Genomic DNA, 14,327 nt, shown 5'->3' on the forward strand with positions numbered 1-14,327 from the left:
TCGAAGGAGGAGCTTGAAATCAAACCTCGTCACCGCAAAACGCCGGGGCAAGGTGCATCGACGTCCGTGTTGCCGGCCGGTTCGCCCCCCGTCGAGGGCGTGAGCGGCCGATACTTCCACGATTGTCAATCGCCCCCGTTCTCCCAGGACGACCTGATGGCAAACAGGAAGGCTCGCGGCGCGCGGATCGGCTTTGGCGGATGGCAGCCGATCTTATCAGAGAGTGAACCCAGGATGCTATCGGAAAGGAAGGCTCAGTAGGAGACCGAAAACATACGCCGACTGCGCCTTCCTTCGATTGTCCATCAGGGGTTGGACACCACACGCTATGCCAGTTCGTGGGCGCGTGTAAGCCCGGACTTAGGTCCCGTGCGCTTTGGTACAAAAGATCGCCGGTTGCCAACCTACGGCAGTCGGACGGTCAGACTTAAATCGGCCTTACGGAGCCGATCTATCGCTAGGACCTAAGTCCCGCCTCTGAACCAAATTGAATTTTTGCTGTTGTTCGCGTCACACAGGCTTTCCTTCCGCTTCTTAAGGCCGCCGGAACCGCCAACGTCGTCATGGTAAGCAGCGGTCTTGGTTCCAAGGGCTGGTTTCTGACCCCGCAGAACGAGTTCTACCGAGTTAATTAGCTCGGCTACCTAAAATCTGCGCTCGATGCGGTTGCTCTGGCGTTCGCCAAGGACCTCGCGGCGTCCGGCATCAAGGTCAACGCAACCGATCCAGGCTTCACGACCACGGACTTCAACGGACATTCCGGCTATCGCACTGTCCAACAGGCTGCAAAAAGCGTGGTCTTTTCTTGCGAGCCTGAACCAGAAGACGGCCCGACCGGCGGCTTCTTTCTGATGGCGAGACTATTCCGTGGGAGTCTGCGGCGCCTGACCCCACAGGAATAAGATACCGGCCGCCCTGTTGGGCGGCTCGGCTCTCGTCAACGCCTCAAAAGCGGTTTCTTGCTCCGCTCTATGTTGCCGTATTTTCCCGTGAGAAGTCCTCCGGCGACTTCCCCACGTGGCGGGTGAACGCGACGCTGAACGCACTCGCCGAGCCATAGCGCTGACGACGTTGCTTACCTTTCACCACGTCAGGTGCCAGGGCGTTTCGCGTTTTCTTTTGCTCTGCCTGGGTAGCATGCGAGCCCTGCTCCGCCAACTATTAGGAGCGCCGACAAGCCAACGCAAATGCTCGCTTGCGATTGCCCGCTCGCGACAAGGAGCAGGGTCGAGATCAGTGGCGCCAAGTATGACAGTGTCCCGAGCAGCGGCATGTTGCCATGCTTAGTCGCATAATCCCAAGCCAGGAACGCGAGGCCTGTGGGGCCCATCCCTAGAAACAGTACGGCAAGCCACTGATGGACGGTTGGCACTACACTATCCTCGAACAAAAGATGCGCGGTCGCGCCGGCAAGGGCCACCGCACCACAAACACTGATTAAAGCCTGGCTCGGAACCTCTTCGAAGCGGCGGTTGATGACGGAGTACCCCGACCAGATCGCCGCACATGCGAAGGCGGCCAGATACCCTAGTACATTGGAAGCCTGCTCAGTCTCCGCCTGACGGTCCATGAAAATAATGGCCGCCCCAATGAACCCCAGAGCTGCGCCCACGAGGTGCCGGTAGCCCAACCGGTCACCTCCAGGAACCAAAGCGGAGAAGAGCACGATGAGTAGCGGCCATAGATAGGCAATCAAACTGGCACGCGCAGGTGGAACCGTCGCGAGCGCAAAGAAATAAAGCGCGTGGTAGAGGAAAATTGCGAAGAATGCCAGGAGCGACGCTGCCGGCGGCGGGCAAAGTCGGCCGACGGAGGGAGCCCCACCTAACACGAGTACAACCCTTCCGCTGGCGAAGGCGACACCAAAACACAGTGCCAGGAGTTCAAATGGCGGAATGCCCCCCCGCCGCGACTGTAAATAAAGCCAGCCCGGACCATAACCCGATGGCAATCAGCCCGACAGCCGTCGCCTTACCCGCTCGCTGATTTATCATTCTTTCCCCCAGCCACACAACGGCATAGGGATACAAGAACAGGGAAAGAGTCTTGACATAACCTTCCGGACTTCAGGCATTTCCTCCAAGCAGGCTGCACCGAACCTCCGCTGGGGTTGCACCACGCTCCCTACGCATGGCGCGCGTCAATGCACTCTGGTCAGAATGACCGCTTCGGATCGCTATTTCGGCAATGGATAGAGTCGGAATGGCAAGCATGCGTTCGGCCGCATCAAGGCGGAGCTCGACCAGTTGAGCGTGAGGTGTTGTCGCCCGCTTGTTCAGGAAAGCCTCGTGGAGGCGGGTTTGGCTCAAGCCGGCTGCCTGAGCAATATCATGAACGCGAATTGGATCGGCCAGTCTGCATTTCATAAAGGCAACGGCTCGCCTCACCGCCAGTTCCACCCGATCAAGCTGATCACTTTGTTGGGCGAGCCGTTCCAGAAGAAGCGTGGACCAGGCCTCACAGAGCGACGATGGAAGCCTAGCCTGAGGGCTAAGTGCTTTTATGTAATCGACAAGCCCCTGAACGGCGGAACCGATCGCGAAAAAAGGCGGCACGATCTCATCATCAATGGCCCGCGTCCAAACCCCAGGAGGTACATCCAAAACGATGAAGCTGTTTTCGGGCTCAGCAGAAAAAGTATGCTCGCACCCAGCGGGTATGAAGGACGCTATGGTTCCTCCCACACGACCGGCGCGGCGCCCTGTTTCGATTTCGAGTACGCCCGAGCAAGGCAAGATCACCTGATGGAAATCGTGCCGGTGGCGCTCTACTTCCCCGGAGTAGCTCCTAACTTCAACCGCTGTGATGTCCATCCGCTGATCCAGTTCGATTTGATTTCGCAGCGTGTCTAAAAAGTCCTGTTCGAGGTTCGCGCTCGTTCGCGTCGCAGAATTTAACTTCAGTGACGAATTCCCCTTATAGGGGCAAGCCACTGTCGCGGCTACTCTTCACATCAGGCACTTTAAGCACGACGACGCGAGATGGCATACCGCAGAGCTTCGGCGAGTTTGGATTTTCCAGAGACCCGTGGCAGGGTCGCCTGCCAGAGAGTGAAGAGGTCACGGACGATCGCTGCGGAGATCTCCTGGCGTGCAGCGACACGAGCTTCAGGGCTTTGGCCGCGCACACGCTCCTCGATCTCCCATAACCTCGCCATACGCTCGACGGTGTCTGTAGCGACCTTCGAGCTCTTTGCGACATGCAACTCGTAGAACTTTCTCCGGCTGTGCGACCCAGCCGGCCAGGATGGCGCTGTCATTGCCTCCATCTTTCCGGACGAGCTTGTTATAAGCGGCATATCCGTCGACCTGCAGGATTCCACGATAGCCGCTCAGGTCGTGCGACACACTCGGTGGCTCGACTGTCCTCGAAGCGATAGGCTACCATCGGTGGACCGCTGCCCCCAAAAGTCCGGTCATCCCTGGCATACGCCCATAGCCATGCCGTCTTCGCTGATCCGGAACCAGGTGCAAGTGGGCAAGGTCGTTTCGTCAGCAAAGATCCGTTCGGCCTTCTTGATCTCATCGAGGATGTAGTCGGCGAGGATATTGAGCTCGAACCCCAGCTTGCCCATCAATTGAGCCATTGGCGTTGGGGCTCAGAACCCCCAAAACGTCAGCATCCTCGGTTTCCATGACTTCAGGACCGTCTCCCTTCCCGTGAGGTCGGCACTAACGACCGCCACCCCGCCTACGAGTGGCTGAACAGCTTGGTGGCAGGAAATGGTTCGGGCCAGCAGTAGACGATGCCGGATCTTTCGCCTATCCATGGGTGGCAATGCAGTCTCCCTCGAAAGGCGCCGCCAGCGCGTGTACTCCGGCAGTTGCAGACATAGGAGGAATTTGATGAGCAGTGATGATTTTGACAGGGCTCTTGCAAGAGCACGTCAAGCAAACGAGCGCGTCGAAGCGGCTAGCGCTAAGTCGAGCGCGGCAAATGAAGAAGTACTGAGAAAACAAGACTCAGATCGCAGCCAGTTCGAAAGGTTCGTTTCAACATTGGCAAAAGAGCTTGCCGCTGCAACCGCCAAATTAGATGAGGCTCGCATCTCTCGAATTAAGCTAGATAGACCGCCGGTTGTAGGCCCACCGGCCGCCAATCTTCTGATGGAGAAGGTCGTCGGCAGTAAGTCTATTTCGGGGAAACTTTCGATATCCGGTTCCAGTATTAAACTAAAGATAGACTGGGACAAACCGGGTGACACTGGGTCTCTAGGAATCCCTGAGTGCACATACCCGCTTGGATCGGTTGAACCTAAGCAAGTCATAACCGCAATGATCGATGCCTATACCAAGGCTCTTGATCAAAGCGCGAGTTTCTAACAAGCGCTTATCTCCCCGAACCTGGCCGCCCGTCGAGGAGTGACGGTAGAGGAGGCCGCGTTGAAATACTTCCAGGATCAACGTAACCGCACGCCTCGCACAATGCGGATCAACTCGCTTCCGAAAGCAAGCAAAATTGCCGACTCCGCCTAAAGCGCCGGCCAACAGCTCTGAAGTCGCAGAGCCCAGCCACCGAGCCGGGCTTTCTTTTTTGATATGTTTGCCGATAACTGCTAAGCTGTCCATTCTACCTTCCGGATCATCGCTTGATCATTGATGTTCAACCCCGAAAGAGGGCTTGGACACATGCCGATTTCAGAACCTACGCTTAAATCCCAGGATGAGCCGATACGCCGGTTTGAGGTGTTCACAGTGGCCGTCGTCGCGAATGGAGCGACGATCAGAAGGCGCAGAGTATTGCGGAGAGTTGCGAGCGCGGCGTCACGGTGTGCTCTGTGGCGCGGCGGCATGGGTTGACGCCGCAGCAGTTGTTCACTTGGCGACGGCTCGCCCCAAAAGCCAGGTTGTTGGGGTTGACCTTGTTGAAGAAGCCGGGTCCGACGTGGATCAGGCGGTGGCTATTCTGGAGGCCCGCACCGATATACGGATCATGTTTACTGACTGATATGCCGAGACGTATGGACGGAATGAAACTTGCGGCGGCTGTTCGGGACCGCAGGCACCCATCGAAATCATCGTGTCTGGCCATAAGCGCCCTATCGATCGTGACCTGCCTGCCGGGGCGAAATCTTTCGCGAAGCCGTCGGGCCGTGGTTGCGGCCTACGAGAACCAACTGGCATGGATAGTTTTCGTCACTTGTCAGATGGGCTGACCGGCCAGCCACATATGCTAAAAATCCCTGAGAAACTTCCTCTGGGTGTGGCCGGCCATCATGCACTTCGGGCTGGTCGCTCTCGGGGCACTCGCGCCGCTCGCCATGCTCGTTGGCGAAGCTCCAGGCTCTTGATGGCCCACAGAGCTCATTGACGCCGTCCACCCCACCTTTGCCAATAACTTGTTGCTGCGCCGCAGCAATGATGATTTGATGGTTCACGTCGCTAAACTCTTTACTGGGCAATCAAGTTGTCAGCCGGCCATGCGCAAAAACACGTGATCCTGATTGTAGAAGAGAACCGGATCCTCCGCGCGGAAGCGGTTGTTGCGTGCAAAGGATCTTGCTACGGGACAGCCGAGGCGGCCAATGGCGCGCATGCGTTGGAGATCCTGGAAAAGCGGGGCGACATAAGTCTCGTGTTCACCTCCGTTAATATGAAAGGCCCAATAGATGGTGTCCAACTCGCAGTGCGCATTCATGCACGATGGCCAAAGCTACCAATCGTTATGACGTCCGGGGTCGTAAACCTGCGACAGTCGTTGCTGCCGCACCGCTTTAGATTTGTCAGGAAACCGTACGCTACCAAGCCCCTAATGACATGCTTCAAGCTCCTCATTGAATCCGAACATCGAGAAGAAGTCTCGTCGCCGCAATGGAGTTCCTAGGGCATGACCACTTCGCGAGCGCGCTCCGCTGGCCACGTCTGAGGTAGACTGAAAATCTGACGGCCGGGAAATCATCATGAAACTTCAGATCAAGCATCAAACGACCTATCGTTACTTGCGACCCGTCGGGCTACTTGCGCACCGCCTGATCCTGTCGCCCCGGACCGACCAGCAGCTTCGGATCTTGTCTTTCAACATTGACTGTTCCGCGAACGGGTCGATTGCCTGGTCGCAGGACGTTTTCGGCAACACGATCGCGACAGTGACGTTTTCGGAGCGGACCTCCGAACTGACGATCTCCAGTGCTGCCTTTGTCGAGCAGACCGCCGACCCATGGCCGGTCTTCAATATAGACATCTCGGCGCATGCCTATCCCTTCACCTATTCGAGCGAAGACAAGACCGATCTCGGCGCGTTTGCTGCCGCGACCTCTCGTGGTAACCGTGTGGCGGATTGGGCGCGAGCGTTCGTGGGCAGCCACCCGACCGATACGCTTTCGCTCCTGAAGGACATAAATGCCGGCATTCTGACAAATGTTAGCTATCGCATCAGAGACGAGGAAGGCACACAGTCGCCGCAACAAACACTGGAGCGGGCCAGTGGCTCATGCAGGGACATCGCAGCGCTTTTCATTGAAGCTGTTCGCTGCCTTGGGTTTGGCGCGCGTGCTGTCTCCGGTTACATCTATGACCCGCGGGCATCTGTCGACGACGGCGGATCGACACATGCTTGGGCTGAAGTCTATCTTCCGGGAGCCGGTTGGATCGCGTTTGATCCCACCCATCGACGAGTGGGAGAAGCATGTCTTGTTCCCGTAGCGTTTGCCCGCAACAATGGACAGATCATGCCTGTTACTGGCGGATATAGTGGAGTGCCGGACGATTTTCAGGATTTGGACGTGTCGGTCAAGGTGGTCGAGATACGAGAATAGCGACAGATGACGGTTGCCTGCTTTAGTCCTGTCATTGGTCAGGACGCGCGCGAGGTCAACGATCGCGGCAATAGTACCTGCTCGTCAAGGAGAGGACGAAAGGCTGCAGCTTGGGCATTGAAAAACGCCCAAGCTGCGCAGTAATTCCGGGAGCTTCGGAGCGGACCCGTTACATCATGCCGCCCATGCCGCTCATGTCAGGCATGCCGCCGCCGGTAGCATCCTTCTTCGGCAGATCGGCAATCATGGCTTCTGTGGTCACCAGCAGGCCGGCAACCGAAGCAGCGTTCTGCAGGGCGGTGCGAACCACTTTGACTGGATCGACGATGCCCATAGCGATCATGTCGCCGAATTCGCCGGTCTGGGCGTTATAACCGAAGTTGTCGGTGTTGCTTTCCAGGATCTTGCCAACCACGATGGAACCCTCGTCACCAGCATTCTCAGCAATCTGGCGAACCAGCGATTGCAGGGCCTTGCGAATGATGCTTATTCCGGCATTCTGATCCTCGTTCTCGCCCTTGATGTCCAGAAGGATAGAGGCGCGAAGAAGGGCTGTTCCGCCGCCAGGCACGATACCTTCTTCGACCGCTGCACGCGTTGCGTTGAGGGCGTCGTCGATGCGGTCCTTCTTTTCCTTCACTTCAACTTCCGTCGAGCCGCCGACGCGGATCACGGCAACGCCGCCAGCGAGCTTGGCAAGACGTTCCTGCAGCTTCTCGCGGTCGTAGTCGGAGGTGGTTTCCTCGATCTGAGCCTTGATCTGGCCGATGCGACCATCAATATCCGCCTTGGTGCCCGCACCATCAACGATGGTAGTAGTCTCCTTGGAGATAGAGACCTTTTTGGCACGGCCGAGCATCTCGAGCGTGACGTTTTCGAGCTTGATGCCGAGGTCTTCGGAGATGACAGTGCCGCCGGTCAGGATCGCCAGATCCTCCAGCATGGCCTTGCGGCGGTCGCCAAAGCCAGGAGCCTTGACGGCAGCGATCTTGAGGCCGCCGCGCAGCTTGTTGACGACGAGCGTCGCAAGAGCTTCGCCTTCGACGTCCTCGGAAATGATGAGCAGCGGCTTGCCACTCTGGACGACTGCTTCCAGGATAGGAAGCATGGCCTGCAGATTGGAGAGCTTCTTTTCGTGCAGCAGCACATAGGCATCTTCCAGCTCTGCCACCATCTTTTCGGCATTGGTGACAAAATAGGGGCTAAGATAACCACGATCGAACTGCATGCCTTCGACGACTTCGAGCTCGGTTTCGGCGGTCTTGGCTTCTTCGACGGTAATCACACCCTCATTGCCGACCTTCTGCATCGCGTCGGCGATATACTGGCCTATTTCCTTCTCGCCATTGGCCGAGATGGTGCCGACCTGGGCAATCTCTTCCGATGTGTTGATCTTCTTGGCCTTCGCCAGCAGGTCCTTCACGACCGCGGTAACGGCAAGATCGATGCCGCGCTTCAGGTCCATCGGATTCATGCCGGCGGCAACGGCCTTGCCGCCTTCGCGAACGATCGCCTGGGCGAGAACGGTAGCTGTGGTGGTGCCGTCACCAGCGACGTCATTGGTCTTCGAAGCAACTTCGCGGACCATCTGGGCGCCCATGTTTTCGAACTTGTCGTCCAGTTCGATTTCCTTGGCGACAGCCACGCCGTCCTTGGTAATACGAGGTGCGCCGAAGGACTTGTCGATCACGACGTTGCGGCCCTTCGGACCGAGCGTGACCTTCACTGCATCGGCAAGGATATCGACGCCCCGCAGCAGCTTCTCGCGCGCATCACGGCCGAATTTGATCTGTTTCGCAGACATGGAATAGCTCCCGGGCCATTGGCCCCTTGGTCTTCGTCAAAAGGATAACTAGGCGGCCGAAGATAAGGTGATGACGCCCATGACGTCTGCTTCCTTCATGATCAGCAGGTCTTCGCCGTTGAACTTGATCTCGGTGCCGGACCACTTGCCGAACAGGATGCGATCGCCCGCCTTAACATCGAGGGGAACGATCTTGCCGCTCTCGTCGCGTGCGCCGGTGCCGACGGCGACGATCTCGCCTTCCTGCGGCTTCTCTTTGGCGGTGTCGGGAATGATGATCCCGCCCCTGGTCGTGGCTTCAGCCTCGATACGGCGCACGACGACGCGGTCGTGCAACGGCCGGAAAATGGTATTAATCATTTTGGGGTTCCTCAACGGGGTCGCGGCCGAATGGCCAATCCCGATAACACGACCTTAGCAGTCTTACGTTGAGAGTGCCAGCGACGATTGATGTCATGCCGATATTTGTCTATTCATTAAGTTTCCGCACGGTCGAGATCGTCTTTCGTCAAGCAAACTCGGAAAGCCCATACAGCGCGGGCCGCCAACATTGCCAAGGTGACAACCTCAACTTGATCCATGTTGAAGCGATATCCGGCCCGGCGACGGCAGATATAGCGGACAACGGAGTGTTAGGCACCATAAAGGCGGGAGCTTCTAGGTAATCTGAGATGCCCGAGACACCTTTCGAAGCACAAGCTTGCCGCCTCACCTGCTCACCCCGAATATTTAGTTTGCTAGCCGCATTGATTAGGCGCACGATGGGTCTTCAGTAGCTGTTTTTCCGGGCGCTACTGCGTGGAGGTCGATTGCTGCCTTCGCCCCAAATTGAAGGAGGACAGCATGTCTTCCAATCTCAACATATCTGTGCGGACTTCCGACCTGACGGTATTGCAAGGCGTCCTCGACGACGCAGGATACGATTCCACTAGTAGCCTCGCAGATCCGAAAGATTACAACATCGCCGTCAGACTCCTGTTCAAGCTTTATCGCGACGGGATGACCTCGCCCGCCGCCCTTTCTATCGAACTCAGCCGGCACTTTGGAAAAACACCCCTGCCCTCGAAATCATCCGCGGAGTTCGAAAAAAATCGTAAACGCATCCAGGGAATCCGTTCCGCCGTTATGGTCAAGCCTACCGGCGCCTGAACAGACAATTTAAGTTGCTTCTCGCGAAGCTCACCCGGAAAGCGCTTGTCGCCATTGGTCCGGCATTTTTCGGACGGTCCTCTTACGAGTGGCCGGTGTCCACAGGTTCGGCACTCACGTCAGGCCGCACTTGGGGAACGTGGTTGGGGAGGCCGCGCGGAAGCGCACATGACGATGACATCGACCGACGCCGCCGCGCTTCTCCAGGATGCCGCTGACCGGATCGCGGACATCCCGCGTCCGGAGCTGCAGATCCTGCTTCGTCGAGCCGCACTCCGGCTGCGCAATGCTACAACTGTTTCGATGGAAGACGATGTTGATGAAGTCTTAGGGGACTTGGCCAGCGAGCTTGGGCTGACACGCGAGGACGTGATGAGACACATCATCAGGGAGTGGATGGAAAAGAACAGCTTTCTGTCCGACACGCGGATCGCGAGTCGGACGGATGGGGATGACTGAACGTCACCGCTGTCTGGACCTCAACATCGAATCGCAGCCAGATCCCGTCCCCACTTGCCGACTATGACGAGGCCGGGCTGTTCTGCATCGACGACACCCTTGACGATCTTGGCAACCGCCAAGGGCTCGACCGAAACGTCGTTCTCGACCAGCACGGTGCGGCCGGCGCCGATGCAAGTGGGTTGCGCAGCTGGGGCCGATCGACACCACGACCACTTCCTCCGCCTTGCCGTGTTCCTTCAGACGCAAGCCTCTTAACCTGGACCGATCGAACATCGCATGATCGGACGCCGTCAATCCCCGGTCATGAGGTGGCTGGCGTGGTCACGGCTTTGGGTTACGGCACCACGGGACTGTCGATCGGCCAGCGAGTATTCGGCCTGGCTGACTGGTATCGCGACGGCACGCTCGCCGAGTATGTCGCGCTGGAGGCGCGCAATCTGGCGCCGCTACCGGGCGACATCGATTTCACCGTCGGTGCCAGTCTGCCGATTTCCGGTCTGACAGCATGGCATGGTCTGTTCCAGCATGGCCGCCTTCAGGCGGGGCAAATAGTTCTGGCGCATGGCGCCGCCGGCGCCGTCGGCTCGATCGTGACGCAGCTCGCGAAGGAAGCCGGTGCCTATGTCGTCGGTACGGGGCGCACCGCCGACCGTCAAAAGGTTCTCGACTTCGGGGCGAATGAGTTCGTTAAAACGCATCTCTTGGGGCTGGGAAATTTGGCTATCTCACGGTTTAGATTGTTAGAGATGTACCTTCCCTCCCTTCTCTCTGTTACATTCGGCCGTCTGACCTTTGCCGATAGCGACCCATCAGACATTTTGCATTGATATGCGATGGCAACAGGTAGGTTCGTTTCCTGGATCATACGATTTGATACAACTTCAACGAATCCCGAAACAAGCCGGATACATGAGATCCGCAAATTTCTCCTCCGCGCCAGTGCCCTGACAACGGCATAACCAAGGAGAAGCAGTATGTGCGCCAACAAATTAATGTTTAATCAGGTCCGTTTATCGGGCCGCGTAATCGCAGTCGCAACGGCCTCAATGTTGCTGTTCCCCGTGGTCGGCTTTGAGAGCGCTAATGCTGCAGACCCAGTAACTGTCTCCACCCCAGAGAAGAATGCCGATGAACGCATCCGGCCGTTTCGCATTCATGTTCCACAGTCGCAGCTGGATGAACTTCGCGAAAGGATTGCAGATACTCGCTGGCCGGACAAGGAGACGGTGGGGGATATTTCTCAAGGCATTCAGCTCGATCGTGTTCAGAAGCTCGTTCGATACTGGGGAACCGATTACGACTGGCGAAAGGCTGAGCAGGAGCTGAATGCACTGCCGGAATTCATCACCACCATCGATGGCGTCGACATTCAGTTCATTCATGTTCGCTCCCGTCATCCGAACGCTCTGCCGGTCATCCTCACCCATGGCTGGCCGGGATCGCAGTTCGAATTCCTTAAGGCGATCGGCCCGCTCACCGACCCGACTGCCTATGGAGGGCGCCCGGAGGATGCGTTTGATGTGGTTATCCCGTCCATTCCCGGATACGGCTTCTCAGGCAAGCCGACCGAGCTTGGCTGGGGGCCGGACCGCGTGGCCAAGGCCTGGGATCTCCTCATGAAGCGTCTCGGTTACAACAACTATGTATCACAGGGCGGAGACCATGGGTCGGTGATCTCCGATGCTCTGGCGCGACAGGCTCCGAAGGGCCTGATCGGCATCCATCTCAACATGCCGGCGACCGTACCGGGGGACTTGATGAAAGGTATCAATGCAGGGAACCGCCACCAGCAAGCTTGTCCGCACCGGAGCGTGACGCCTACCAATCCCTGAGCACGTTCTTCGGACGCAATGCGGCCTATGGCGGGATCATGGTGACGCGGCCGCAGACCATTGGCTACTCGCTGGCGGATTCTCCGTCGGGTATGGCAGCCTGGATGTATGAAAAATTCGACCAGTGGACGGATAGCGACGGCGTCCCGGAACTTTCGCGGGATGAGATGCTCAACGACATCACGCTCTACTGGTTTACCAACAGCGGCGCCTCATCCTCCCGCTTCTATTGGGAAAACAACAACAACAACTTCAGTTCCGACACCCAGAAAACCCGTGACATTAAGGTTCCGGTGGCTATCACCGCGTTTCCAAAGGAAATCTACAAGGCGCCGGAAAGCTGGAGCAGGCAGGCCTACCCGTCGCTGGCCTACTACAATCAAGCGGCAAAGGGAGGTCATTTCGCCGCCTGGGAGCAACCGCAGATCTTTGCAGAGGAGTTGCGAGCTGCGTTCAAGCCGATGAGATGATCCTTACCAGCCTTCTGCACGCTGGCCTCCAGTCCGGGAGGCCGGCGTGCACTCGACGGGGATCGAATTGCACAGGTCGCATGCCGATTGCAATTGCACCAAAGCGGACCGAGGTTGGCGCAAAAAAGGGCCAGAGACAGTGTCTCACGGCCCAGTGTGCGAGCCGCGATTCTAGGCTCGGAGCAAGCTTGGTCAAGTCCGCGAAGATCCCTGCTGGTGCATGTTGGATGGCGCGCTCCGGCTTCAGCCGGATAGTGGATTTGTCGCCGCGATGCCGAATGCGATCAGCGGGTATTCTAGTGAGCAAACGAGCGCTCGATGCTCCGTTGTCTATCGTCTAGGGGAAACGGACGGAAAGCTACTGATGCCTGTCCCCGGCGCCAGCCGATCCTGCCGAAATTTGCGCGCTCGCATACCGAAAGGCGTCCTCAAAACGCTTTTGATTTTCGAAGCTGCGTCTGGGTAGAATAAAAGCCTCCCGCTTTGATATCGGCAGCATCAGATAATCTTTCTCACGAATGATGCGTTTCACACTCGCCCAGGGAACGGTCGAATCTGCGACGTTTGACTTCACATGAATGGCATCATCGTTGAAGGATATGGTGATGGTGGCGTCCGCGGACGCAATTTGCCGATAGGACAGAAACGATGCTCCCCAGGCCAGCCAGTGCGTGGCCAGCGACACCAGCGCGACGACGACGAGGCCGGCAGGTAGCCAAAGCCAGGCATTGCTGTCAGCGACGGCGTTGATCATGGTTAGTGGATTGTAGAGATCCGTGAAGAAGGCCAGAAGGCACCAGACGGAAAACAGCCAAAGAACCACCGTAACTATGCTGCGGCGCCAAGGGCGACGGGTGAGCCCCCGCGCCATGGCGGCATAGTCCCACGCGGTCAGGGTGTAGGTGATCTGGAACGTAGGTTCGGCTTGCATTGAGATATCCGACGGTAAATGGAGGGTCTAACATAAATCCTGATATGACGCTGTCTCCGGACTACCATTGCTGTCACGCCGTCGCAGCGTAAGAAACTGGCGTCTAATGTGTTTCTCGCAGCGTTTTGATTTGAAGACGAAATCATCGGCTGCCGGTCCTAATGGGACGTCGATTCATACCGAGAATGGTTTCTTTCCACTGGGCGGGCGTCGATTGTCAGTGCATGGCCTTGCTCACCATCCGGTAGGGATGAACGGCATTGAACTGGGAGATAATGGTCTTGGCCTGCAGCAACACGCGTTCGGCGTTTTCCATATCGTCACGCGCCAGTTCGTCGGCATTTATGCGAATTGCATGAGCCATGTTCGCCGAAAGCGCGGCAAAGTGCCGGTTGCCTTCGGAATGGGCCTCATGTGCGGTGCCCTCCAGAACGCGCGCGACATCGGCAAACACCTCTTCCCGCTCCTCTATGCTGAGGTCTTTGATAATTTTGATCTTCTCTTCCATTTCTGTCTCACCCTGAACAGACGTGCGATGCTGCCCGAGCTCATCAAGCCTCGGGAAGCAAAACAGCTAACAAGGGAGAATTTCTGTTTCAAGACGTCAGCGAAGTTTGAGCTCACCTTCGATACGGCGCCATTCGTTGGCTCCGGTCAGACGCTGATGGGTATAGCTGATGGAATGGAGCGCCCTTCGAGGGCTTCATTGCCGTTTCATTGAAATTGCGAAGGTGGTGCAAGATTTGTGGCCACTGACGGTTCCTTTTTAGCGGGTTAGCAGCGCAGGAGCATGTATACAAATTTTTCGTTTCGCTCTCTTGAAATCGAAAAATGTCAGAACCAAATCTTTTCGCGCAAAGTACTCGACAACGGGCTTTGCACCCGCCCGGGCTGGTCATCCGGTCCGGCCAACCGGAGGCTAGTG

At 57.2% G+C, this 14,327-nt stretch carries 12 protein-coding genes and 5 pseudogenes; 9 read left to right on the forward strand and 8 right to left on the reverse strand.

The window, feature by feature from the left end:
• Positions 1-33: 33 nt before the first annotated feature.
• Positions 34-227 (forward strand): annotated as a pseudogene (locus tag FHX14_RS32910) (oxidoreductase); the annotation flags it as partial.
• A gap of 863 nt (positions 228-1,090) precedes the next feature.
• Here the strand turns inward: FHX14_RS32910 and FHX14_RS02905 are convergent.
• The 3 genes and pseudogenes from FHX14_RS02905 to FHX14_RS02915 all read right to left on the reverse strand — a co-directional run.
• The gene (locus FHX14_RS02905) at positions 1,091-1,951 is read right to left on the reverse strand and encodes an EamA family transporter (protein WP_210300934.1); all 861 of its coding nucleotides are present in this window, start codon (positions 1,949-1,951) and stop codon (positions 1,091-1,093) included.
• Between the two features lie 115 nt (positions 1,952-2,066).
• Positions 2,067-2,813: an AraC family transcriptional regulator gene (locus FHX14_RS02910; RefSeq protein ID WP_184376064.1), complete on the reverse strand. Its 747-nt coding sequence runs from the start codon at positions 2,811-2,813 to the stop codon at positions 2,067-2,069.
• A gap of 158 nt (positions 2,814-2,971) precedes the next feature.
• Positions 2,972-3,586, reverse strand: a pseudogene (locus tag FHX14_RS02915) (IS66 family transposase); the annotation flags it as partial.
• 259 nt (positions 3,587-3,845) lie between these two features.
• Here FHX14_RS02915 and FHX14_RS02920 point away from each other — a divergent pair.
• The 4 genes from FHX14_RS02920 (at position 3,846) to FHX14_RS02935 (ending at position 6,754) form a co-directional block, all read left to right on the forward strand.
• Positions 3,846-4,322: a hypothetical protein gene (locus FHX14_RS02920; protein ID WP_184376066.1), complete on the forward strand. Its 477-nt coding sequence runs from the start codon at positions 3,846-3,848 to the stop codon at positions 4,320-4,322.
• Between the two features lie 416 nt (positions 4,323-4,738).
• On the forward strand, positions 4,739-5,155 hold the full coding sequence (locus FHX14_RS33435) for a transposase (RefSeq protein ID WP_348649226.1): 417 nt from the start codon (positions 4,739-4,741) through the stop codon (positions 5,153-5,155).
• A 278-nt stretch (positions 5,156-5,433) separates the two neighbouring features.
• Entirely contained in the window at positions 5,434-5,823 is a 390-nt protein-coding gene (locus FHX14_RS02930) for a response regulator (RefSeq protein ID WP_348649223.1), read from the forward strand.
• Between the two features lie 76 nt (positions 5,824-5,899).
• Positions 5,900-6,754: a transglutaminase family protein gene (locus FHX14_RS02935; protein ID WP_184376070.1), complete on the forward strand. Its 855-nt coding sequence runs from the start codon at positions 5,900-5,902 to the stop codon at positions 6,752-6,754.
• Between the two features lie 169 nt (positions 6,755-6,923).
• Here FHX14_RS02935 and groL read toward each other — a convergent pair whose 3' ends face one another.
• Positions 6,924-8,558 carry a chaperonin GroEL gene (gene groL / locus FHX14_RS02940; protein ID WP_184376072.1) on the reverse strand — a complete coding sequence of 545 codons (1,635 nt, stop codon included), beginning with the start codon at positions 8,556-8,558 and terminating at the stop codon, positions 6,924-6,926.
• A gap of 48 nt (positions 8,559-8,606) precedes the next feature.
• A complete protein-coding gene (locus FHX14_RS02945) occupies positions 8,607-8,918 on the reverse strand; it encodes a co-chaperone GroES (protein ID WP_184376074.1) in 312 nt (103 codons plus the stop codon).
• A gap of 483 nt (positions 8,919-9,401) precedes the next feature.
• On the opposite strand from FHX14_RS02945, the gene FHX14_RS02950 reads away from it, so the two are divergent.
• Positions 9,402-9,707: a hypothetical protein gene (locus FHX14_RS02950; RefSeq protein ID WP_003595337.1), complete on the forward strand. Its 306-nt coding sequence runs from the start codon at positions 9,402-9,404 to the stop codon at positions 9,705-9,707.
• A 174-nt stretch (positions 9,708-9,881) separates the two neighbouring features.
• Positions 9,882-10,166, forward strand: coding sequence for a ribbon-helix-helix protein, CopG family (locus tag FHX14_RS02955; protein WP_037074454.1), 285 nt, complete (start codon positions 9,882-9,884; stop codon positions 10,164-10,166).
• Positions 10,167-10,219: 53 nt separating this feature from the next.
• Here FHX14_RS02955 and FHX14_RS32925 read toward each other — a convergent pair.
• A pseudogene (locus tag FHX14_RS32925) lies at positions 10,220-10,415 on the reverse strand (electron transfer flavoprotein subunit beta/FixA family protein); the annotation flags it as partial.
• A gap of 8 nt (positions 10,416-10,423) precedes the next feature.
• On the opposite strand from FHX14_RS32925, the pseudogene FHX14_RS02960 reads away from it, so the two are divergent.
• Together FHX14_RS02960 and FHX14_RS02965 are read left to right on the forward strand one after the other, a co-directional pair.
• Positions 10,424-10,858, forward strand: a pseudogene (locus FHX14_RS02960) (alcohol dehydrogenase catalytic domain-containing protein); the annotation flags it as partial.
• 357 nt (positions 10,859-11,215) lie between these two features.
• Positions 11,216-12,471 (forward strand): annotated as a pseudogene (locus FHX14_RS02965) (epoxide hydrolase family protein).
• Positions 12,472-12,829: 358 nt separating this feature from the next.
• Here the strand turns inward: FHX14_RS02965 and FHX14_RS02970 are convergent.
• Together FHX14_RS02970 and FHX14_RS02975 are read right to left on the reverse strand one after the other, a co-directional pair.
• Complete coding sequence (locus tag FHX14_RS02970; RefSeq protein ID WP_184376076.1) at positions 12,830-13,402, reverse strand: YcxB family protein; 573 nt, start codon at positions 13,400-13,402, stop codon at positions 12,830-12,832.
• 217 nt (positions 13,403-13,619) lie between these two features.
• Positions 13,620-13,910 (reverse strand): hypothetical protein, encoded by a 291-nt coding sequence (locus tag FHX14_RS02975; protein ID WP_184376078.1) that lies wholly within the window; start codon positions 13,908-13,910, stop codon positions 13,620-13,622.
• Between the last annotated feature and the right edge of the window lie 417 nt (positions 13,911-14,327).

Origin of the sequence: Rhizobium sp. BK619 (assembly GCF_014195245.1) — a bacterium.
In the GTDB taxonomy this organism is placed as follows: domain Bacteria; phylum Pseudomonadota; class Alphaproteobacteria; order Rhizobiales; family Rhizobiaceae; genus Rhizobium; species Rhizobium acidisoli.

Bases quoted from the DNA above. Each gene is read 5' to 3' on its own strand.
- FHX14_RS02945 (WP_184376074.1), bottom strand. From the start codon at position 8,918: ATGATTAATACCATTTTCCGGCCGTTGCACGACCGCGTCGTCGTGCGC.
- FHX14_RS02935 (WP_184376070.1), top strand. From the start codon at position 5,900: ATGAAACTTCAGATCAAGCATCAAACGACCTATCGTTACTTGCGACCC.
- groL (WP_184376072.1), bottom strand. From the start codon at position 8,558: ATGTCTGCGAAACAGATCAAATTCGGCCGTGATGCGCGCGAGAAGCTG.
- FHX14_RS02950 (WP_003595337.1), top strand. From the start codon at position 9,402: ATGTCTTCCAATCTCAACATATCTGTGCGGACTTCCGACCTGACGGTA.
- FHX14_RS02955 (WP_037074454.1), top strand. From the start codon at position 9,882: ATGACATCGACCGACGCCGCCGCGCTTCTCCAGGATGCCGCTGACCGG.
- FHX14_RS02920 (WP_184376066.1), top strand. From the start codon at position 3,846: ATGAGCAGTGATGATTTTGACAGGGCTCTTGCAAGAGCACGTCAAGCA.
- FHX14_RS02975 (WP_184376078.1), bottom strand. From the start codon at position 13,910: ATGGAAGAGAAGATCAAAATTATCAAAGACCTCAGCATAGAGGAGCGG.
- FHX14_RS02910 (WP_184376064.1), bottom strand. From the start codon at position 2,813: ATGGACATCACAGCGGTTGAAGTTAGGAGCTACTCCGGGGAAGTAGAG.
- FHX14_RS02970 (WP_184376076.1), bottom strand. From the start codon at position 13,402: ATGCAAGCCGAACCTACGTTCCAGATCACCTACACCCTGACCGCGTGG.